The 20935-nt window shown below is 60.8% G+C and carries 22 protein-coding genes and 1 pseudogene; 15 read left to right on the top strand and 8 right to left on the bottom strand.

What is annotated here, in order from left to right; all coding sequences use genetic code 11:
* Positions 1 to 67: 67 nt before the first annotated feature.
* Entirely contained in the window at positions 68 to 970 is a 903-nt protein-coding gene (locus tag ACJ8KE_RS07930; RefSeq protein ID WP_033640587.1) for a LysR family transcriptional regulator, read from the top strand.
* On the opposite strand, the gene ACJ8KE_RS07925 is transcribed toward ACJ8KE_RS07930, so the two are convergent.
* Positions 945 to 2153, bottom strand: coding sequence for an MFS transporter (locus ACJ8KE_RS07925; RefSeq protein WP_442517204.1), 1209 nt, complete (start codon positions 2151 to 2153; stop codon positions 945 to 947). The genes ACJ8KE_RS07930 and ACJ8KE_RS07925 overlap by 26 nt on opposite strands.
* A gap of 228 nt (positions 2154 to 2381) precedes the next feature.
* Here ACJ8KE_RS07925 and ACJ8KE_RS07920 point away from each other — a divergent pair, with 228 nt between their 5' ends.
* The 5 genes from ACJ8KE_RS07920 to ACJ8KE_RS07900 all read left to right on the top strand — a co-directional run bounded on the left by ACJ8KE_RS07920 (position 2382) and on the right by ACJ8KE_RS07900 (position 6756).
* A complete protein-coding gene (locus ACJ8KE_RS07920) occupies positions 2382 to 2840 on the top strand; it encodes a hypothetical protein (protein ID WP_016928054.1) in 459 nt (152 codons plus the stop codon).
* A gap of 98 nt (positions 2841 to 2938) precedes the next feature.
* The gene (locus ACJ8KE_RS07915) at positions 2939 to 3355 is read left to right on the top strand and encodes a DUF2000 domain-containing protein (RefSeq protein WP_004941246.1); all 417 of its coding nucleotides are present in this window, start codon (positions 2939 to 2941) and stop codon (positions 3353 to 3355) included.
* Positions 3356 to 3427: 72 nt separating this feature from the next.
* Positions 3428 to 4459 (top strand): LacI family DNA-binding transcriptional regulator, encoded by a 1032-nt coding sequence (locus ACJ8KE_RS07910; RefSeq protein WP_016928053.1) that lies wholly within the window; start codon positions 3428 to 3430, stop codon positions 4457 to 4459.
* Positions 4460 to 4645: 186 nt separating this feature from the next.
* The gene (locus tag ACJ8KE_RS07905; RefSeq protein WP_097102291.1) at positions 4646 to 5569 is read left to right on the top strand and encodes a TIM barrel protein; all 924 of its coding nucleotides are present in this window, start codon (positions 4646 to 4648) and stop codon (positions 5567 to 5569) included.
* A 14-nt stretch (positions 5570 to 5583) separates the two neighbouring features.
* Positions 5584 to 6756 carry a Gfo/Idh/MocA family protein gene (locus ACJ8KE_RS07900; protein ID WP_097102289.1) on the top strand — a complete coding sequence of 391 codons (1173 nt, stop codon included), beginning with the start codon at positions 5584 to 5586 and terminating at the stop codon, positions 6754 to 6756.
* A gap of 13 nt (positions 6757 to 6769) precedes the next feature.
* Here ACJ8KE_RS07900 and ACJ8KE_RS07895 read toward each other — a convergent pair whose 3' ends face one another.
* On the bottom strand, positions 6770 to 7120 hold the full coding sequence (locus tag ACJ8KE_RS07895; RefSeq protein WP_016928050.1) for a GFA family protein: 351 nt from the start codon (positions 7118 to 7120) through the stop codon (positions 6770 to 6772).
* Between the two features lie 141 nt (positions 7121 to 7261).
* On the opposite strand from ACJ8KE_RS07895, the gene ACJ8KE_RS07890 reads away from it, so the two are divergent.
* From ACJ8KE_RS07890 to ACJ8KE_RS07880, 3 genes are all read left to right on the top strand, one after another.
* On the top strand, positions 7262 to 7471 hold the full coding sequence (locus ACJ8KE_RS07890; RefSeq protein ID WP_004941260.1) for a hypothetical protein: 210 nt from the start codon (positions 7262 to 7264) through the stop codon (positions 7469 to 7471).
* A 152-nt stretch (positions 7472 to 7623) separates the two neighbouring features.
* Entirely contained in the window at positions 7624 to 8697 is a 1074-nt protein-coding gene (locus tag ACJ8KE_RS07885; protein WP_442517203.1) for an SMP-30/gluconolactonase/LRE family protein, read from the top strand.
* A gap of 74 nt (positions 8698 to 8771) precedes the next feature.
* The gene (locus ACJ8KE_RS07880) at positions 8772 to 9416 is read left to right on the top strand and encodes a Qnr family pentapeptide repeat protein (protein WP_442517202.1); all 645 of its coding nucleotides are present in this window, start codon (positions 8772 to 8774) and stop codon (positions 9414 to 9416) included.
* 8 nt (positions 9417 to 9424) lie between these two features.
* Here the strand turns inward: ACJ8KE_RS07880 and ACJ8KE_RS07875 are convergent, their stop codons facing one another.
* Positions 9425 to 9826, bottom strand: a complete 402-nt coding sequence (locus ACJ8KE_RS07875; protein ID WP_033641431.1) for a hypothetical protein — start codon at positions 9824 to 9826, stop codon at positions 9425 to 9427.
* A gap of 558 nt (positions 9827 to 10384) precedes the next feature.
* Between ACJ8KE_RS07875 and cspE the strand changes: the two genes are divergently transcribed.
* On the top strand, positions 10385 to 10597 hold the full coding sequence (cspE, locus tag ACJ8KE_RS07870) for a transcription antiterminator/RNA stability regulator CspE (protein ID WP_442517201.1): 213 nt from the start codon (positions 10385 to 10387) through the stop codon (positions 10595 to 10597).
* 114 nt (positions 10598 to 10711) lie between these two features.
* Positions 10712 to 10790: pseudogene (locus tag ACJ8KE_RS07865) on the top strand.
* 213 nt (positions 10791 to 11003) lie between these two features.
* On the opposite strand, the gene ACJ8KE_RS07860 reads toward ACJ8KE_RS07865, so the two are convergent.
* Positions 11004 to 11681 (bottom strand): isochorismatase family protein, encoded by a 678-nt coding sequence (locus tag ACJ8KE_RS07860; protein ID WP_016928046.1) that lies wholly within the window; start codon positions 11679 to 11681, stop codon positions 11004 to 11006.
* Positions 11682 to 11934: 253 nt separating this feature from the next.
* Here ACJ8KE_RS07860 and ACJ8KE_RS07855 point away from each other — a divergent pair, with 253 nt between their 5' ends.
* Positions 11935 to 12363 (top strand): universal stress protein, encoded by a 429-nt coding sequence (locus tag ACJ8KE_RS07855; RefSeq protein WP_016928045.1) that lies wholly within the window; start codon positions 11935 to 11937, stop codon positions 12361 to 12363.
* 315 nt (positions 12364 to 12678) lie between these two features.
* Positions 12679 to 13434: an SDR family NAD(P)-dependent oxidoreductase gene (locus ACJ8KE_RS07850; RefSeq protein WP_016928044.1), complete on the top strand. Its 756-nt coding sequence runs from the start codon at positions 12679 to 12681 to the stop codon at positions 13432 to 13434.
* Between the two features lie 44 nt (positions 13435 to 13478).
* On the opposite strand, the gene ACJ8KE_RS07845 is transcribed toward ACJ8KE_RS07850, so the two are convergent.
* Genes ACJ8KE_RS07845 through puuD form a run of 4 tightly spaced genes read right to left on the bottom strand, consistent with a single transcriptional unit; the run spans position 13479 to position 17598 of the window.
* Complete coding sequence (locus ACJ8KE_RS07845) at positions 13479 to 14759, bottom strand: NAD(P)/FAD-dependent oxidoreductase (protein WP_016928043.1); 1281 nt, start codon at positions 14757 to 14759, stop codon at positions 13479 to 13481.
* Between the two features lie 11 nt (positions 14760 to 14770).
* The gene (gene puuC / locus ACJ8KE_RS07840) at positions 14771 to 16267 is read right to left on the bottom strand and encodes an aldehyde dehydrogenase PuuC (protein WP_442517200.1); all 1497 of its coding nucleotides are present in this window, start codon (positions 16265 to 16267) and stop codon (positions 14771 to 14773) included.
* A gap of 15 nt (positions 16268 to 16282) precedes the next feature.
* Entirely contained in the window at positions 16283 to 16840 is a 558-nt protein-coding gene (gene puuR, locus ACJ8KE_RS07835) for an HTH-type transcriptional regulator PuuR (RefSeq protein WP_016928041.1), read from the bottom strand.
* Positions 16837 to 17598 carry a gamma-glutamyl-gamma-aminobutyrate hydrolase gene (gene puuD, locus ACJ8KE_RS07830; RefSeq protein WP_025302552.1) on the bottom strand — a complete coding sequence of 254 codons (762 nt, stop codon included), beginning with the start codon at positions 17596 to 17598 and terminating at the stop codon, positions 16837 to 16839. The genes puuR and puuD overlap by 4 nt, the downstream gene beginning before the upstream one ends.
* Positions 17599 to 17817: 219 nt before the next feature.
* Between puuD and ACJ8KE_RS07825 the strand changes: the two genes are divergently transcribed.
* Positions 17818 to 19236 carry a glutamine synthetase family protein gene (locus tag ACJ8KE_RS07825; protein ID WP_015377637.1) on the top strand — a complete coding sequence of 473 codons (1419 nt, stop codon included), beginning with the start codon at positions 17818 to 17820 and terminating at the stop codon, positions 19234 to 19236.
* Between the two features lie 308 nt (positions 19237 to 19544).
* On the top strand, positions 19545 to 20915 hold the full coding sequence (locus tag ACJ8KE_RS07820) for an APC family permease (protein ID WP_016928039.1): 1371 nt from the start codon (positions 19545 to 19547) through the stop codon (positions 20913 to 20915).
* Positions 20916 to 20935: the final 20 nt, after the last annotated feature.

Here is a 20935-nt window from a genome sequence, read left to right as displayed (position 1 = left end):
ATGGTTGAAAAATGAGAGGGAAAGAATTTTAATTTATACCTGATGTAATGAATCGGCGGGGAGAGACATGCAACGCCATTTTGACGACGTTCAGGTGGGCAGTATCGAGCTGTTTTGCCTGACGGTAGAAACTGGCAGTTTCACCGCAGCGGCCAATGCCGCCGGGATAACCCCTGCGGCGGTCAGCCGCTCGGTCGCGCGCCTGGAGACGCGATTGCAGGCGAAGCTGTTTATCCGCACCACACGCCAGATGCGCGTCACGGATGCCGGACAGCGTTATTACCTGGAATGTCGCCGGGCGCTGAGCCAGCTGATGGAGGCCGAGGCGAGAATTTCCGGCGAACGGGACAAACCGGTGGGGACGCTCAGCATCAGCGCACCGACGCTGTACGCGCATTTTAGGCTGTTGCCGCGTTTGCCCGAGTTTGCGCATCGCTATCCCGATCTCAAGCTGAATCTGCACGTCAGCAATCAGAATATCGATTTCTCCGAAGATAAATTCGACGTCGCCATTCGCGGCAGCGAGCTGAACGATTCCGGCCTGGTATCGCGGCGATTGGAGGAGGCTGAACTGATCGTGGTGGCGACGCCGGGCTATTTGCAGCGTCATCCTGCGCCGCTCACGCCGGCGGATCTGGCCCGGCACGATTGCATTCAGTATGCGTTGCCCAGCACCGGCAGAAAAACCGCCTGGACGTTTAAGATTCAGGGCGAAAATAGCAAAGTGGACACTGCCGGACGCTGGCTTTGCCAGGAAGATTACCTCGCTACGCTGACGCTGGTGAAAAGCGGCGCCGGACTGATGCAGGTGTATCGCTTTACCGTCGAACAAGAGTTGAGCAACGGGGCGCTGGTCGAGGTTTTGAAAGATTATGCCGGCGCCTCGCGCCCCTTCATCCTGCTTTACCCTTATGCGCGCTTTGTCCCGCTGAAGGTGCGGAAATTCATCGATTTCCTGACGGAAGCGTAGCCGCCAGCGCCAATACGGCTCCTGACACCGCCGCCGCGAGCACCAGCCACGCCGGGGCCGCCCAGCCGGCCGCGGCCACGATGGCGCTCAGCGCGACCGGGCCGATCACCTGGCCGAGGTAGTTTCCCTGCATCACCAGCCCGAGGCTCAGCGGCAGCAGCGTCGGTTCCGGCGTCGCCGCCGGCGTGGCGGCCAGAATGGTGGCGGGCAGCATGCCGGCGATGGCGCAGAACAGGAAGCACAGCGGGATAAGCAGGCCGTTGGGCGTCATCGGCAGGAAAATGCCGACGCCGAAGACCCCGATCAACAGGCTGGTGGCGGCGAGCAGCGTTCTGGCGGGCAGCCCGCGCGACAGCAGCACGCCGGCGGCGAGGTTGCCGATGATGTTGGCCGCCACCGCCGCCGCGCTGATGCCGCCGGCGGCCGCGAGCGACAGGCCGATGCGCTGCATCAGAAAGATCGGCAAAAAGGTCATCACCGAGAAAAACTGCAGGTTGTAAGCGGTGAACATCAGCGCCAGCAACAGCGGCTGGCGCGCCCGCAGCATCGCGCCCAGCGCTTGCCGCAGCGGCGACGGCGGAACGTGCGTCTCGGCGGCGCGGCGGGATGTGGTCAGCGGCAGCAGCAGGGCGGCCAGCAGCGTCAACGCCGCACCGGCCTGCCAACTCTGTTGCCAACCGGCGAGATGGGGGCCGAAAAACAGTGAAATGGCGATGCCCGCCGGCATGAAGGTGCTCCAGATGCCGAACACCAGGTTGCGCTGCGCCGGGGCGACGATGCGGTTCAGCACCGCCGGCGAGGCGACCACCACGATCACGAAGCCGAGGCCTTCGACAAAGCGGCTGACAATCAACCCGCTGAAGTCGTGCAGCGTGGCGCCGGCGAAGCTGGCGGCGCTGATGATCAGCAGCCCGAACGCCAGCAGGCGCCGATCGCCCCAGCGGCGCACCAGCAGTCCGGCGGCGATGCCGCCGAACACCCCGACGAAAGGAAAGGCCGAAATGACCCAGCTTAGCGTCTCCAGTGAACGGCCAAACTCGGCCTGCAGCGCCGGCAACGCGATAGTGGCCTTACCCACGTGCAGCGCCGCCGCGATGCCGGCGAACAGCACGTTGATGACGGCCAGCCAGGGCGTGGCGGCGGGGAGAACGCGGTCGATGGCGTCCGGTTTAATCGCGGTCATAACACTCTCCGGTGGCGGCAACGCCATCACTATGCCTCTGCGCTACGGCAAAGGCCGTTCAAATGCTGCGCTATCACGTGGGGAAACTGTTCATTTCGAGCTTTATTTTGCGCGCCTCGTTGTTTGGTTCGCCAGCGTGCCGCCCGGCGTGGACGCGGGTCCCCCCGCAGCGGTTTACTGTTCCGGCACGCAGCAGGCGTGTTGAATTCATTTTATAAGGAGCAGTGTATGTCAGAGATGATGAACGAGAGTGGGGCGCCGGCCATTGAATGGAGCTATGGCGGCCGGGGTGACGATATCAGCAGCAGCCTGAGCCTCGACACGGTTGAGGAACAGCCGCAGGGTTTCTTGATGACGGTCGATCGGCCGGTGCAGATCTTTAAAGAAGCGCTGTCGCCGATGATGGCCTTTGTCACGCTGCTGCGCCCGCTGTACGCCAAGACGAGCGAAGGCTTCCAGTATGTGCCGGTTTCCAACCCCTGGACCGACGTGCAGCGCCTGCCGGCCAGCGCAGGCTATTTGGGCGTACAGGTCAACGCCGGGCTGTTCTTCCATGGCGCCAAGCCGACGCACTATAAAGACCGCGACGGTCAGATGAAACCGATCGACGGCGGCACGCTTTTGCAGAACATCACCGTGCTGCATCAGGTGGCGCAGCCGCTCGGCCCGGGTGAAGGCGCGGTCTGAGCCGGCAGCGTTAGCACGGGGCCGGACGCGGCCCCTTTTCGCGCCTTGAAACCCTGTGCAGCTTGGGTAAAACTGGTTGCCTATTCAAGGAGAAGAGTATGTACAGCGACAACGAGAAAAAGTTTTATATCATCCTCAACCGCAATCACGAACCGGCCACGCTGTTTAACGCTTCCTGCCATCTGACGGCGGGCATCACCGATCTGATCGAACAGCGTGAGTTTCACCACTATCCGAGCAGTCTCGACGGCGTCAGCGCCAACATGAGCCACTACCCGATCGTCATCCTTCAGGCTAAAAACAGCAGCCAGCTCAGCAACCTGATCCTCAAATGCAAGGAGGAGGGCGTGCTGTCCAACTTCTTCACCACCACCATGCTGTCGCACTCCGCCGAGCAGCAGATCGCCGACACCGCCAATACCCCCTACGAGCAGCTGGATTTCGTGGCGGTGGCGCTCTACGGTGACACCGAGCAGCTTAAGCCGCTCACCAAGAAGTTCTCCGTTTACCGTTAATCGCGAACGGCGTCACATCAGGGGCGGCAACGGCTATGATATTTTTCCATCAAATCGTTGATGGAGATGAACATGAGCGGCAAGAAAACCACCATGGCGGCCATCGCCAGAGAGGCGCGGGTCGGCATCGCCACCGTCGATCGGGTGATCAACCAACGCGCGTCGGTGCGGCCCGCCACCCAGCGCCGGGTGATTGAGGCGGCGAAAAAGTTGGGGTTCGCGTTGGAGAAGTCCCACTGCCTGTCGGCGGTGCTGGGCAGGCCGGAGCGCCGCCTGAAAATGGGGTTTATCCTGCTGCGGCGCGAACACTCTTTCTATGCGCAACTGGCTGATGAACTGATGGCGCAAGCGGCGCCGTATCATGAGCCGGGTCAGCCGCCGCAGTTCATCTTCCACTCTCTCAATGCCATCGGCGACACCGCCGCCGCCATTAGCCAATTGAGCCGCCAGGTGGAAGCGATCGGCGTGCTGGCGCTGGATCACCCCCTGATCCACTATGCCGTAGAAGAAGCCGCCCAGGCGGGCATCAACGTTTTCGCGCTGCTGTCGGATTTATCGGTGCCCAGCCGCGCCGGCTACATCGGTCTGGATAATCAAAAAGCGGGCCGCACCGCCGGCTGGGCGGTGGATCGTCTGTGCCGGCGTCAGGGCGACGTCGGCGTGATCATCGGCGACAACCGTTTTACTTGCCAGGAAGCCTGCGAGATCGGTTTTCGCTCCTACCTGCGTGAGCAGATGAGCGGCCAGCGTGTGCTGGAACCGGTGCGCAGCCTCGAGGACGCGGAAACGGCGCGCCGGGTCACGCGTGAACTGCTGGCGAACCACCCGGAACTGGCGGCGCTTTACGCGCCGAGCGGCGGTGTGGAGGGCATTATTCAGGCGTTGCGAGAGAGCGGCCGGCAGCGCGACATCACGCTGGTGTGCCACGGCCCGGTGCAGGGCGGTGAAATGGCGCTGCTCGACGGCACGGTGGATCTGCTGCTGTGCCACCGCATTCCCGAATTGGCCGCCACGATCGTCGAGACGTTACTCGCCGCCGATGAACAACCGGGATTACGCCACATCATTAATCGCTTCGATGTGATCACCAAAGAAAACCTCTGACGGCCGCTGAGTGGTGTTCGCCGAGGTCAGGGCGCAGCCAGGTGCTGCCTGAATTTGATTAAAAAATATCAAATAATTTATCAAAAATAGCGCGATCTCTATCAAAAAATAAAATTTTCATTATTGATGATTTTGGAATTTTTGTTTGATACTGCCGGCATTCCCCGCAAAAAAGGAGCCGTCGCCATGACTTTGCCTATCGCCAATGCGCCCTGCAGTTGGGGCGTGGATGATCCGAACAACCCCCATTTGCCGCCCTATGCCACGGTTCTGCAAGAAGCGTCGGCGGCCGGCTACCGCAGCATCGAGCTGGGGCCGTGGGGCTATCTGCCGACGCAGAGCGAGGCGCTGTGTGCCGCGCTGGAGCAGCATCGCCTGTCGCTGGTGGCCGGCACGATTTTTGACGATCTGGTCAGCGAGGCGAACATTGAGCGCCTGCTGGCCCTGACTCATCGGATATGCCGCAACCTCTCGCGGGCGCCCAGGGCGGAGCCGACCGAGGGCGATCGCGCCGCGCCGCCGTTCTTGGTGATTATCGATTTCGGCAATCCGCAACGCGCCAGGTTCGCCGGGCGTTCAGATTTAGCGCCGCGTTTGTCGCAGGGGGAGTGGCAGAGGATGGTCGGGCACATTACGCGCATCAGCGAACTGGCCTGGCGGGAATACGGTGTGCGGCCGGTGGTGCATCCGCACGCCGGCGGCTGCATCGAGTTCGCCGACGAAATCGACCGGTTGGCGGCGGACATTCCGCATCACACCGCCGGATTGTGCCTGGATACCGGCCATCTGTATTACGCCGGGCTGGACCCGGCTGCCTGGCTGCGCAAGCACTTTGATCGTCTTGATTACCTGCACTTCAAAGACGTCGATCCGCAGGTGTTCCGCGAGGTGCTGGCGCGCGGCGTCGATTTTTTCACCGCCTGCGCCGAGGGCGTCATGTGCCCGTTGGGCAGCGGGGCGATCGATTATCCGCAGCTGCGTGCGCTGTTGGCCGAGCGCGGATATCGGGGCTGGATCACTATCGAGCAGGAGCGCGATCCGCGCAATGTGCAGGGCAGCCTGCAGGACGTCGCCGCCAGCTTGCGCTACTTGCGCGGCCTCGGCTTTTAATCAGGAGAAACACGATGATCAACGGCAGCAAACCTTTGGCGAGATCGTTGCGCTGGGGCATGGTCGGCGGCGGTGGCACCAGCCAGATCGGTTACATCCACCGTTCGGCGGCCTTGCGCGACGGCGCGTTTACTCTGTTGGCCGGCGCGTTCGACATTGACGCCGAACGCGGGCGTGATTTTGGCCGGAGTCTGGGCGTGGCGGCGGAGCGCTGTTATGCGGATTATGCCGAGATGTTCCGCGCCGAAGCCGCGCGGGCGGACGGCATCGAAGCGGTCTCGATCGCCACGCCGAACAACACCCATTACGCCATTTGCCGGGCGGCGCTGGAGGCGGGATTGCACGTGGTATGCGAGAAGCCGCTGTGTTTCAGCGTCGAAGAGGCGCAGGCGCTGGCGGCGCTGTGCGAGCGGCAGCGCAAAGTCATCGGCGTGACCTACGGCTATGCCGGGCACCAGATGATTTTGCAGGCCCGGCAGATGATTGCCGATGGCCGGCTGGGGGAAATTCGGCTGGTGAATATGCAGTTCGCCCACGGCTTTCACGCCGCGCCGGTGGAGCAGGATAATCCCAGCACTCGCTGGCGGGTCGATCCGCGCTTTGTCGGCCCCAGCTATGTGCTGGGCGATCTGGCAACCCACACGCTGTTCCTGGCGGAAACCATGGCGCCGCAGTTGAAGATCCGGCGGCTGATCTGCAGCCGGCAAAGCTTTGTGCCGTCGCGCGCGCCGTTGGAGGACAATGCCTATGTGCTGATGGAGTATCACAACGGCGCCGTCGGCTCCGTGTGGGCTTCGGCGGTCAACTGCGGTTCGATGCACGGCCAAAAGGTGCGCATTGTCGGTGAAAAGGCCAGCCTGGAGTGGTGGGATGAACAACCCAATCAGCTGCGCTTCGAAGTGCAGGGCGAGCCGGTGCGGATCCTGGAGCGCGGCATGCCGTATCTCGCCGCGTCGGCGCTGGCGGACGATCGCATCGGCGGCGGCCATGCGGAGGGGCTGTTTGAAGCCTGGTCGAATCTCTACCGCCGCTTCGCGCTGGCGATGGACGCCACCGATCGGCGCGACGCAGCCTTCCTGGCCGACTTCTGGTACCCGGACGTGCAGGCCGGCGCGCTGGGCGTGAAGTGGGTGGCGCGCTGCGTGCAATCCGCCGAAACCGACGCCGGCTGGGTCACCTTCGACTGAGCGAGCGATTCGCTCAGACGCTGGCCCCGTCGTAGCTGTGGATCTGTAACGCATCCAGCGCGACGTCCGGCACGCAACGCAGGTTAACGGCGCACATCGCGGCGCCGTCTGGCGCGGTGCCGTAGGCGAAGGGCTGGGCTCCGCAGACTCGGCAGAACTGATGGCGGATCCTGTGGTGATTGAAAGTGTAGGTGCTGAGCTGGTCCTGACCGCTGTTGAGCGTGAAAGCGCTGATGGGGAAGAACGACAGCAGCAGCCCTTTGCGGCGGCAAATCGAACAGTTGCAGCTGAGGGCTTCGGTCGGCAGTTCGGCGTCCACGGTAAAGGTGACGGCGCCGCAGTGGCAGCTTCCCTGGAATGACATGGCGATGATCCTGTAACAGGGGAGAGTGTTTGCCCAGTATAGTGCAATTTATCGTCACTCGGCCGCGCCCGGCCTGGTTTCCTTAGTAAATGCACGGTTTTCTGGTAGGTTAGAGGTTAACGTCATCAAAAGGAGATCGCGATGTTAGAACATTACTATCCGGCCAATATGGGCGCCGAACCGGTCACGGACGAACAGCACAAACGGCTGGTGGCGGTGCAGGCGGCGCTGGAACTGATCAAGGCCACGCTGTCGGATACCAACGACGGCAACGGCGTGGACTTCCAGCTGAAGGCGGCGGAAAAGCACATCGGCCCGATGGCCGACGCCATTCAGGAAGCCCTGAAGTAACGGTTCGCCGTCACGTCAACCGCCCGTCTCGGGCGGTTTTTTTTGCGCTGATTGCTGCGATTTTTTTAGTGGCGCATTGCCTTTTTCCCGGCTGGTGCCGTGAGCGGCGCGATCCTACTCTAGCGATCCGAGTCCTCATCAGGGTCATGCTCATGTTCCGCTTCAGCTTCTTTTCTTTCTTATTGCCGCGCCGCCGACGCGTCACCCAGTTGGCCGGCGCAGCGCTGTTGTTCAGCGGCGTTATGCAGGCGCAGGCCACGCAACGCATCGAGTTTTCGCCGGACCCCGCCGGCGCCTACCCTGAGGGCATCGCCTGGAATGCACGCGCCGGTGCGTTCCTGATTTCCTCTCTGCGCGGCGGGCAGCTTGGCCTGGTCTACCCGGATGGCCGCTATCGGCGGTTTTCCACCGGCAAGGGGCTTATCACCACCTCCGGCATGCTGGTGGACGCCGAGCGCAACCGGGTGCTGGTGTGCAACGAAGACGTGGGCGTGTCCCGCAACTCTGCCGCTGGCACGCGCAATCGCGTGGCGCAGGTGCTGGAGTTCAATCTCGATACCGGCGCGCTGCAGCAGACGTACGATCTTTCATCGCTAAGCCATGGGCCGACGCTGCGCAACGATCTGACGCTCGACGCGCAGGGCAATATCTACGTGACCGACAGCTTCCAGCCGCAGATTTACAAGATCGACCAGACAACGCGCCAGGCGTCGATTTTGGTGCGCTCAGCGCGCTTGATGCCGGCCGACGCACCCGCCGCTGCGCAGGGCACGCGGCCTTATCTCAATGGCGTGGTGTATCACCCGGATGGCTACCTGATTGCCGCGGACTACACCCGCGGGCTGCTGTGGAAGGTGACGTTGGAGAACGCGCCGGCGGTCAGTGAAATCAGGCTGCCGCAGCGGCTGAAAGGGCCGGACGGGCTGCGGCTCAAAAACGCCCATGAATTGGTGATCGTACAGTCTTTTCCGGATGAAAAGGGGAGCATGTCCGGCGACGTGTCACTGCTCTCCTCGGCCGACGGCTGGGCCAGCGCGCGTATCGCCGCGGTCGCCGCGCCGCCGGGATTGGATGGGCCGACCGGCGCCGCGCTGCGGGATGGCGAGGTGTGGGTCGTTAACTCCCGTTACCCCCGGCTGTTTGCCGACGTCGCTCAGGCGGAAAGTGCCAAGACGTTCAGTATCGTCAAGGTGGCGTTCAAACCGGCCGCGGCGGATGGCCGCTGATCGACGGCGATTGCCAACCGCGCCGGAATAGGATTAAATGCGCACTGACTGTATAAATAAACAGGTGTGCTGCGATGAGTCTGATGTTGAAGGGTGAAAAGATTGACCGTAACCGCTTTACCGGCGAGAAGATTGAAAACGGCAGCTTTATGCTGTGCGATTTTTCGGGCGCCGATCTGACCGGTACCGAGTTTATCGGCTGCCAGTTTTACGATCGCGACAGCCGACAGGGCGGCAATTTCAGCCGCGCGATACTGAAAGACGCCAGCTTCAGAAGCTGCGATTTGTCGATGGCCGACTTCCGCCATGCCAGCGCGCTGGGGGTGGAGATCCGCGAATGCCGCGCGCAGGGTGCCGATTTTCGCGGCACCAGCTTTATGAACATGATCACCAGCCGCACCTGGTTTTGCAGCGCCTATATCACCAAAAGCAACCTGAGCTATGCCAACTTCGCCAAGGTGGTGCTGGAGAAATGCGAGCTGTGGGAAAACCGCTGGCACGGCGCGCAGGTGCTCGGCGCCAGTTTCAGCGGTTCCGATCTGTCCGGCGGCGAATTCTCCGGTTTCGACTGGCGTGCCGCCGATGTCACCCAGTGTGATTTGAGCAACGCGGAACTGGGCGAGTTGGATTTGCGTACCACCGATCTGCAGGGCGTCAAAATGGACAGCCACCAGGCCGCGCAGCTGCTGGAGCGGCTGGGGATCGCAATCATCGGCTAATAGAATGGCTAACGCGACGGTTGGGCAAATAAGCGATTGGAGGCTTTCTCTGCGTCCACGGGAATACGGCGTTGCATTACCGGGATCGTGAAGCGGGGATCCTGTGAGAGGTGGCGAGCCTGCTCGTTGAGCGGCACGACGGCGATCGCCAGATTGTCGTTGGCCTGCATGACGCCTTCCTGTTCGAACAGGGCGAACACCGGCGTGTCGCGCGCGTTACCCAATGAGCAAGCCGAAATCCAATAGTGCCCGTCTTGGGCAAATTTGCACTGCGCCGTTTGCGGGCTAATTGCGCTGATTTGTTTGGCAATCAAGGCATTCGCGTTTTCCACATAGCTTGGTGGTGCCGGCTGGCAGCCTGCCAAACTGAGCGTCAGTGCAGCTAGCGTCAGTGTTCTTTTGCCCATCATAGCCATCCTTGAGGTCATTTCCTGTAAAGTAAAATAATTATCCTAACAACGATAATGCACCAGTGTCGAGAACAGATTGATTTATTAAGATTTTGTTTCTCTTTCATGACGATTAAGCGGTTTTCTTCAGTGTTATAGCAGGGAGTGGTTTCGCGTGAAGGGAAGAGCAGAACGCGGAATCGGCGGCTGTTTGCGCGTTCATGATCGGCCCCGGCGCGGCGAGTCCAATCGTTCGTTATTTTTCACCCCGAACGCCGCGCAGATAACCCTGAGCTGGCGGCAGATGCAGGCGGTCCTTTGCGGTAATAAATTTATGAGCCATATGAATATAATTTAAAATATATCTTGCTTAAATAATTTAGCTGTGTGTAAATAGCGTCATCGGTTTGTAGTTCAGACCTTATGAAAGCAGTTTTAGTAAAGCAGTTCTCAGTATTAGCGATATCCCTCAGATACCTCTTCTTCCGCGAATTCTCTTCTTTAGTGCCCCATAAGTTTCCAATAAAAACAGACCTCTATCGCCCTATGGCGTCGCAAAAATATAAAGGAAATATCTCTATGACCAATAAAATGACGGGTTTGGTAAAATGGTTTGATGCAGGTAAAGGCTTTGGCTTTATCACCCCGGCAGACGGTGGCAAAGACGTGTTTGTACACTTCTCCGCTATCCAGAGCAACGATTTCAAAACGCTGGGCGAAGGCCAACAGGTTGAGTTCACTATCGAAAATGGCATGAAGGGGCCTTCTGCCGGCAACGTGGTCGCGTTATAATTTTCGGCCGAGGTGCAATTTCTTACGACAGCGATGATGGTTTAAGCCGGAGCAGTTAAGCAATGAAATCCTCAGCCTGAATAAACTCCGGGTTCGCCCGGAGTCTTTCTCGATACGTCATTAGCTCAGCAGGAAGAGCGGCAGCGAAATTATTCGTTGGCGGACTGGGGTTCGATTCCTCGATGACGTTCCAATAATTAATGATTATTGGCAACAGAAAAGCAGATTGCCGCAGAATTAATAACGCCGCGTTTCAGTCTATTTTTCTGTTGTGAAAAAGTCGCGCTTAGGCTGCGTAATGTTGGAGTGTGGGATGGACGCTTACGCCATAACATGACAGCCGGGAAAGTCACCGGCACACGATTAATAGCCCCGGCCTTGGCCGGGGTTTTTTATGCCCGCGATCTTAACGCTGCGAGTCCAGCAGTTCGTTGTTTTTCACCACGTCCTGCGCCTTGAGGTAGCTCTCGATCAGCAACTGATAGGCTGGGAAGATTTTGGTGTAAACCTCGGCCCATTGCTGAGCGTCGGCGCGGTTCCAGCTGCCCTGCAGCTCCGAGGCCACGCCGGCGGTGTCGATCGGCACCACGCCGGCCTGCACCACGCGCGCCAGGGTGATTTCCTGCGCCATTTTTGAGTAGGTGCCGGAGGCGTCGATCACCGCGAAAACTTTATAGCCTTCGGCCACTGCGCTGATGGACGGGAAGGCCATGCAGACGCTGGTGATGGTGCCGGCGATGATCAGGGTCTTGCGGCCGGTGGCCTTGACCGCCGCCACAAAGTCCGGGTTGTCCCAGGCGTTGATTTCCCCTTTACGGGCGACGTATTGCGCGTGCGGCGCATTCTGGTGAATTTCCGGGATCAGCGGGCCGTTGGGGCCCTGCGGCACCGAGGCGGTGGTGATCACCGGCAGTTTGCTGAGGGTGGCGATGCTGGCCAGGGCGGCGGCGCGGGCGCGCAGTTCGGTCATCGGCATATCGGCGACGGTCTGGAACAGGCCGCTCTGGTGGTCAATCAGGAGCATGACTGCGTCATTAGCATCAATAACAGGACGCTGGCCGTTGAAGTTGGCTGGAGTGCTCATGGTGTTTTCCTTTTCTCGTCGTGAGGTCAGTAGGTATCTTCTTTGATTGATAAGGCTGAAACTCAGCACTTGCATACAGTGTAGAGCCGAGAGAGAAATCCGGTAGAGCCTGAAGTCGGGATACATCGTTCCATAAATGGAACGACACTGCAGCAGGCGAGGGGGCCGGCGCTGGGCTAAACTTAAGGTGCATGAGAAACATGCGGCAAGGAGCGCCATCCTGTTTACGGATCTGACGAGGAGGGCCGCCATCATGGCTTATCGGCATATCGTTGTCGCCACGGATCTCAGCGAAGACGCCGAGTTCCTGCTGGGCAAGGGCGCCAGACTGGCCGCCGCGCTCAATGCCAAACTTTCCCTGATCTATATCGACATTCATCGAGCCGGTTATTACGTCGATCTGGGCGTGGGAGATTACAACTACACCGATCGCACATTTTCGGAGCGGGTGAAGAATATGCTCAATGCGATCAAAGGGCAGTCGTCCTATCCGGTCGAAGAGGTGATCGTCAGCCGCGGCGCGTTGACGGAAGAGTTGAACCGGGTGGCGAAGGAAAAAGGGTTCGACCTGGTGATCTTCGGCCACCACCACGATGTCTGGAGCCGGCTGGTTTCTTCGGCGCGCCAGGCGATCAACGAACTGAAGGTCGATCTGCTGGTTGTCCCCATCGAGAAAAAATAGTCGCGGCCGCCTGCGGGCGGCTGCCGTTTTCCATTCGCATCGCTTTTCTCTGGGTGAAGATAACCGCATACCTGCAATAATCCCGCTTGCTGACAATCCGCCCGAAAAATAGTGACTGACCGCAATTTTATTTTCTCCATCAATATGTTGGCCAAAATCCGATAAAGGTTAATCCAGCGCATTGAAATCACTGCCATACCTCATTTGGGTTAATAAACCGCACGTTTTGACTGGCTCTCCGCGGAGGGGCGCCTTATCCTCGGGGTAATGAGATTTGTATGACTTATATAAATACGTTCACATGGAGGAGGTCTCATGCGTTTTGACAATAAAGTCGTGGTTATCACCGGTGCAGGCAATGGCATGGGGGAAGCGGCGGCGCGGCGTTTCTCAGCCGAGGGCGCGATCGTGGTGCTGGCCGACTGGGCCAAGGAAGCGGTAGACAAGGTCGCCGCTTCGCTGCCGAAGGGCCGAGCGATGGCGGTGCATATCGATGTGTCCGATCACGTCGCGGTTGAAAAAATGATGAACGAGGTGGCGGAAAAACTGGGCCGCATCGACGTCTTGCTGAACAATGCCGGCGTGCATGTGGCGGGCAGCGTGCTGGAAACCAGCATCGACGACTGGCGTCGCATCGCCGGGGTTGATATTGACGGCGTGGTGTTCTGCTCCAAATTCGCCTTGCCGCACCTGCTGAAGACCAAGGGCTGCATCGTTAATACCGCGTCGGTGTCCGGCCTGGGCGGCGACTGGGGCGCGGCCTATTACTGCGCGGCGAAAGGCGCGGTGGTCAACCTGACGCGCGCTATGGCGCTCGATCACGGCGGTGACGGCGTGCGCATCAACTCGGTCTGCCCGAGCCTGGTCAAAACCAACATGACCAACGGCTGGCCGCAGGAGATCCGCGACAAGTTCAATGAGCGCATCGCGCTGGGGCGTGCGGCAGAGCCGGAAGAGGTGGCGGCGGTGATGGCGTTCCTGGCCAGCGACGACGCCAGCTTTATCAATGGCGCCAACATTCCGGTCGATGGCGGGGCGACCGCCTCGGACGGCCAACCGAAGATCGTCTAAGCGTTAACGCACAGGCCCGGCCAGGATGACCGGGCCTGTTGTTTTTAGACGCCGATGCGGTCGCGCAGCGTGTAGTAGGCCGCGCCGATGGCGGTGAACGGGATCTGCAGATTGCGTCCGCCGAAGAACGGCAGGTGCGGCAGCTTAGCGAAGGCGTCGAAGCGTTCGGCGTCGCCGCGCATCAGCTCGGCGATCAGCTTGCCCGCCAGATGGGTGCAGGTCACGCCGTGGCCGCTGTAGCCCTGCATGTAGTACACGTTATTCTCCAGCCGGCCGAACTGCGGCATGCGCGACAGCGTCAGCAGGAAGTTGCCGGTCCAGCGATAGTCGATACGCACCCCTTTCAGCTGCGGGAAGGTCTTCAGCAGCTTCGGCCGGATCAGGTTATCGATGTCGTCCGGATCGCGCGCGCCGTACACCACGCCGCCGCCGTACAGCAGGCGATGATCGGCGGTGATGCGGTAGTAATCCAGCAGGTAGTTGCAGTCCTCCACGCAGTAGTTCTGCGGGATCAGCGCCTGCGCGATCTCTGGCGCCAGCGGTTCAGTGGTCACCACCTGAGTGCCGCACGGCATGCTGCGCTTGGCCAGCCGCGGCTCCAGCTTATCGCCCAGATAGGCGTTGCCGGCGACGATGACGAAACGCGCCTTCACCTGGCCGTTGGCGGTGCTGATGAGCGCCGGTTCGCCGTGGCGGATGTTCGTCACCGCCGATTGCTCGAAGATGCGCCCGCCCTGCAGGCGGATCGCCTCGGCTTCGCCCAGCGCCAGATTGAGCGGATGGATGTGGCCGCCGCTGTGATCGAGCAGCGCGCCGACGTAACGATCGCTGGCGATCTCCTGGCGCACCCGGTCTGCGTCGAGCAGCTCAAGCTGGGTATTGCCGTAGCGCTCCCAGTTGCGTTTTTGCTCGATCAGCGCATGGAACTGCTTGTTGTTCAGGGCGGCGAAGATGCCGCCGGGGCGGTAGTCGCAGTCGATGGCGTAGCGGCTGATGCGGCTGCGAATGATCTCCGCGCCTTCGAACATCATGCTGCCGAGCAGGCGGGCGCTTTCCGCGCCGTAACGCTCTTCAATCACATCGATGTCGCGGCTGTAAGAGTTGACCAACTGGCCGCCGTTGCGGCCGCTGGCGCCGAAACCGATGCGCGCCGCTTCCAGCACCACCACGTCGTAACCGGCTTCCACCAGGAACAGCGCGGAGGAGAGGCCGGTATAGCCGCCGCCGATCACGCAGACGTCGCATTCGATCGATTCATTCAGTTGCGGATAGGGCTGATGTGCGTTGGCCGTGGCCGCATAGTAGCTTTTTACGTGTTCAGTCATGAGATAAGCCCTTATTCCAGCGAGATCCAGGTGGTTTTCAATTCGGTGAACTTGTCCAGCGCATGCAGCGATTTGTCGCGGCCGTTGCCGCTCTGCTTGTAGCCGCCGAACGGCACGGTCATGTCGCCGTCGTTGTAGTTGTTGACGAACACCGTGCCGGCCTTCAGTTGGCGCGCCATGCGGTGCGCGCGCGCCAGATCGCGGGTCCAGACCGCGGCGCCGAGGCCGTAGTCGCTGTCGTTGGCCAGCTGCAGAGCCTGTTGCTCGTCGTCGAAGGCGGTCACCGCCAACACCGGGCCGAAGATTTCATCGCGCGCCACGCTCATGGCATTGTCCACCTGGGTGAGGATGGTCGGCCCCAGATAGCCGGCGTGGTCGCCCTGCGGATGGTCGCGCCCGTCGAGGAACAGCGCGGCGCCCTGGCTCAGCCCCCGATCGATATAGCCGGCCACTTTCTCGCAGTGGCCGCTGTCGATCAGCGTGCCCATCACCGTGCCGGGATCGAGCGGATCGCCGGGCATGAAGGTCGCCGCGTGTTTGCGCAGCGCCTGCAGGAACGCTTGCTCAATGCTCGCTTCGACCAGCAGGCGAGTGCCGGCGATGCATACCTGCCCCTGATTATAGAAGATGCCGGCGGCGGCGCTGCGGGCGGCCTGATCCAGATCCGGGCAGTCGGCGAAGACGATGTTGGCGCTTTTGCCGCCGGCCTCCAGCCAGACGCGCTTCATGTTCGATTCGCCGGCGTAAATCATCAGCTGTTTCGCCACCAGGGTGGAGCCGGTAAAGGTGAGGGCGTCGACGTCGCGGTGCAGCGCCAGCGCCTTGCCGGCGTCGTGGCCATAGCCGGGCACCACGTTCAGCACGCCGTCCGGCAGTCCGGCCTGCTGAGCCAATTTGCCGAGCAGGATGGCGCTCAGCGGCGATTTTTCGGAGGGTTTAAGCACCACGCTGTTGCCGGCGGCCAGCGCCGGGCCGAGTTTCCAGCAGGCCAGCAGCAGCGGGAAGTTCCAGGGCACGATGGCGCCGACTACGCCGATCGGCTCGCGCTCGATCAGCGCCAGCGCCTCGCGACCGGTGGGGGCGATTTCGCCGTACACCTTATCGATCGCTTCGGCGTACCAGCGGATGCAGCGGATGGCGCCCGGCACGTCGTCGCGCAGGCTGTGACGAATGGGTTTGCCGGTGTCCAGCGTTTCCAGCAGCGCCAGCTCTTCATGATGCTGTTCCATCAGATCGGCGAAGCGCAGCAGCGTGGTTTTGCGCTGCGCCGGGGCGGCCTGGGCCCAGTCGCCGCGTTCAAAGGCGGCGCGCGCCGCGCTGACCGCCCGATCGATGTCGGCGGCTTCGCCGCGCGCGACCTGCGCCAGCTCGCGGCGGCCGGCGGGATCTTCCACGGCGAAACGTTTCCCCGCGGCGGCCGGCTGGTAGCGGCCGTCGATAAACAGCTGGTGCTCAATCTTCAGGGCCTGCGCCCGTTGTTGCCAATACTGCAAATGGTGAAAGTTCATGCCTGGCTCCGTTGATCAGAATGTCGTCGGCGTATGGGCGCTGATAATCCGGCAAATGCGCGCCGACGTGTTGCTGAAACTGTGGGGGATGCCGGTATTGATGGCGTAGCTCTGCCCGGCCAGCAGGTGATAGCTCTGGCCGTTGACCTGCAGCACCACTTCACCCTCCAGCAGCGTGCCGATCTCTTCCCCTTGGTGTTTGATGCGCTCGCCGGTGGTGGTGCCCGGTTCGTAGGTCTCGATCATCATCGCCAGCGTGCGGTTCGGGTCGCCGTTGTGGATCAGCTTCATCGAAACGCCCTGGCTGCCGATTTCGATCAGGTCGTCGCTGTCTATCACGATCTGCGGCTCAGCCGGTTTTTCCGGCTCGGCGAAAAACGCCGACAGCGACAGACCGTACACCGTCAGCAGCTTTTGCAGCGTGCTGATGGCCGGGCTGACCTTGTCTTGCTCGATAGTACTGATGGCGCTGTGGGTTAACCCAGACAGTTCGGCGACCCGGCGCTGCGACAACCCTAATTGTTGACGGATCTGCGACAGACGTTTTCCCGGTGCCAAGCTGACGTCGCTCATGGGCGTTTTTCCTTTTGATAGTTCCGACAGGCGGTGATGAAACCATCAAACAACAGGCGCGACAGGGCGTACTCGTCGCTGTTCCACTCCGGGTGCCACTGCACGCCGAGCGCGAAGGGCTGATCGCGCACGCTGATCGCCTCCACCAGCCCGTCAGCGGCGTGCGCCTCGATGCGAACGCTCGCGCCCAGGGTTTTGGCGCCCTGGCCGTGCAGCGAGTTCACCCAGAATCTGTTGCAATCCGGTATCAGTTGCGAAAGCAGCCCCCCTTCCTGAACGATGACCTCGTGGGCGGGGGCGTATTGCTGTTCCAGCGGCAGGTCGTGATCTTCACGATGCTCCAGCAGCTCGGGCAGTTCATACAGGCGGCGATGCAGGGTGCCTTGAGTGGCGACCACCATTTCCTGCATGCCGCGGCAAATGGCGAAAAGGGGAATGCGCCTGTCGAATGCCTGGCGGATCAGCGCCAGGCTCAACGCGTCTCGGCCAGGATCGGCGTCAGGCTCATCGCCGTTTTCACCATAAAGGTGCGGCTGCACATTACTGGGGCTGCCCGGCAGCAAAATGCCGTCGAGGCGCGGCAGCAGTTCCGCCAGCATTTCCGGCTCCGCCAGCGCGTGCGGCAGGGCGATCGGCAAGCCGCCGGCGGTGATAACGGCATTCAGGTACTTTTCTTGCAAGGTCTGTGTGAGGTGCCCGTTTAACCTATACCTGCACATGACGACGCCAATGACTGGTCTGTTAAATATATTGTCCATGCTATCCCCTTGGTACGTTCGAAATTATGAACGATAAGCTTCTCCACCGCCGATTTCGTTCAATATTCTATAAATCTAGCAGTCGATTGGGCAATATTCAAACCAAAAGTAACACTTGCAAAACAAATTTGTTTCATCTACGTTTCATTTGTGGGCATTATATTGAACAAGACGGTCAATAAACATCGACGACAGCAAAACACAAACGGCGGGTGAACCATGCAGACCAACATCGTAGAAGTGGAAAACTTTGTTCAGCACAGTGAAGAGAGACGAAGTAGCGCGTTCCAGCGCGAAGTGAAGAAGTATTTGGAACGTTATCCGTTAACCCAACATGTCGACGTACTGTTGACCGATCTGAACGGCAGCTTCCGCGGCAAACGCATCCCGGTCGGCGGCCTGAACAAACTGGAGAAGGGTTGTTACTTCCCGGCGTCGGTATTTGCGATGGATATTCTCGGCAACGTGGTGGAAGAGGCCGGGCTGGGGCAGGAGTTGGGCGAGCCGGATCACGTGTGCGTGCCGGTGCCGGGCACGCTGACGCCGTCGGCGGCGGACCCGCAATATATCGCGCAGGTGCTGCTCACCATGCTGGATGAAGATGGCACTCCCTTTGACGTTGAACCGCGCAATGTGCTGAACCGAGTATGGCAGCGTTTGCGTCAGCGCGGGCTTTCCCCCGTGGTAGCGGTAGAGTTGGAGTTCTATCTCATCGATCGTCAACGCGACGCGGAAGGTTATCTGCAGCCGCCGTGCGCGCCGGGAACCCAGGAGCGCAACACCCAAAGCCAGGTGTACTCCGTTGATAACCTGAACCATTTCGCCGATGTGCTGAGCGAAATCGACGAGCTGGCGCGTTTGCAGGGCATTCCGGCGGACGGCGCGGTGGCGGAGGCGTCGCCGGGGCAGTTCGAAGTCAACCTGCACCATACCGATGATGTGCTGCAGGCCTGCGACCATGCGCTGGCGCTGAAACGGCTGGTGCGCATGGTGGCCGAGAACCACAACATGCAGGCCACCTTTATGGCCAAGCCGTATGAAGAGCACGCCGGCAGCGGCATGCACGTGCACATCAGCATGCTGAATGCGCAAGGCGACAATGTGTTCGCCGACGACGACGGCGAGGATTCGGCGCTGCTGAAACAGGCGCTGGCGGGCATGATCGCCCTGATGCCGTCCTCGATGGCGCTGCTGGCGCCGAACGTCAACGCCTATCGCCGTTTCCAGCCCGGCATGTATGTGCCGACCCAGGCTTCCTGGGGGCATAACAACCGCACCGTGGCGCTGCGCATTCCCTGCGGCGATCGCGACAATCACCGCGTGGAGTATCGCGTGGCGGGCGCCGACGCCAACCCTTATCTGGTGATGGCGACCATTCTGGCGGGCATCGTCTACGGCCTGGAAACCGCATTGCCGCTGCCTGAGCCGGTGACCGGCAACGGGCTGGAGCAGGACGGGCTGCCGTTCCCGATCCGCCAGAGCGACGCGCTGTACGAGTTTGAACATCAGCCGGTGCTCAATGCGTTGCTGGGCGAACGCTTCAGCCATGTCTACCTGGCCTGCAAAACCGACGAACTGGTGCAGTTCGAGCGCCTGATCACCGAAACCGAAATCGAGTGGATGCTGAAAAACGCCTGATCCCGCTCACCCAACGACTACCGCGCGCGCCCGGCGCATTTCATCGGCTCTCCTGTAGCCCGTGAGGCTGCGCGCTGCGGTACAGCATTTCTTCTATCACGGCGTACAGGACGCCGACGAGGAAATAACCATGACTCAGCCATTCCCATGCGCAGACGTTTGCCTGTGCCGCAGTGCCTACGGGCCGGTCGCCGGCCGCCCGACAGTGACCCCAACCCGCTTTTTCCGCCGCCTGAGCAGCAGTTTCCCCGCGGCCTCTCTGAATGACGTTGCACGGTTGACAGCAGAGGACCAAAAGGGGAAACGCCATGACGATTAAAACCATCGACGGCGGTCCGGCGGGCAAACCGCAACTGCGCAAATCCCTCAAGCTGTGGCAGGTGGTGATGATGGGCCTGGCCTATCTGACGCCGATGACGGTGTTCGACACCTTCGGCATCGTCTCCGGCCTTACCGACGGCCATGTGCCGACCTCCTATCTGCTGGCGCTGGCCGGCGTGTTGTTCACCGCCATCAGCTACGGCAAACTGGTGCGCCAGTTTCCCACCGCCGGTTCCGCCTACACCTATGCGCAGAAGGCGATTAACCCGCACGTCGGTTTTCTGGTGGGGTGGTCGTCGCTGCTGGATTATCTGTTCCTGCCGATGATCAATACGCTGCTGGCGAAGATTTACCTGACCGCGCTGTTTCCGGAAGTGCCGCCCTGGGTGTGGGTGGTGGGCTTCGTGATCCTGATCACCGCCATCAACCTGAAAAGCGTCAATCTGGTGGCCAACTTCAATACCCTGTTCGTGCTGGCGCAGGTGGCGATCATTCTGGTATTTATCTACCTGGTGGTGCGCGGCCTGCACAACGGCGAGGGGATGGGCACGGTGTGGAGCCTGCGGCCGTTCCTCAGCGAGAATGCGCACCTGCTGCCGATCATTACCGGCGCGACCATCCTGTGCTTCTCGTTCCTCGGTTTTGACGCGGTCACCACGCTGTGCGAGGAGACGCCCGACGCCGCCAAGGTGATCCCGCGCGCCATCTTCCTGACTGCGCTGTACGGCGGGGTGATCTTTATCAGCGTGTCGTTCTTTATCCAGCTGTTTTTCCCGACCATTCAACGCTTTCACCAGCCCGACGCCGCGTTGCCGGAGATCGCGCTGTACGTCGGCGGCAAGCTGTTCCAGTCGATCTTCCTGTGCGTGACCTTTATCAATACGTTGGCCTCCGGCCTGGCGTCGCACGCCAGCGTGTCGCGCCTGCTGTACGTGATGGGGCGTGACAACGTGTTCCCGGAGAAATTCTTCGGCTATATCCACCCCAAATGGCGTACGCCGGCGCTGAACGTACTGATGGTCGGGCTGGTGGCGTTGTCGGCGCTGTCATTCGATCTGGTGACCGCCACGGCGCTGATCAACTTCGGCGCGCTGGTGGCCTTTACCTTCGTTAACCTGTCGGTGATCAGCCACTTCTTTATTCGCGAAGGGCGCAACAAAAGCTGGAAGGATCGCTTCAACTTCCTGTTCCTGCCGTTGGTGGGGGCGCTGACGGTGGGGGTGCTGTGGCTGAACCTGGAGAAAAGCTCGCTGACCATGGGGCTTATCTGGGCGACGCTGGGCTTCGGCTATTTGGCCTGGCTGACCCGACGCTTTCGCCAGCCGCCGCCGCAGCTGGAGCGGCAACCGCAGCAATAAATTTACAGGCGGGAGTTTCC

This window comes from Serratia sp. CY56464 (assembly GCF_052168435.1).
GTDB lineage: Bacteria > Pseudomonadota > Gammaproteobacteria > Enterobacterales > Enterobacteriaceae > Serratia > Serratia marcescens.
Note: the sequence above shows the minus strand (reverse complement) of the source record. Positions and strands in the feature narration are given on the sequence as shown.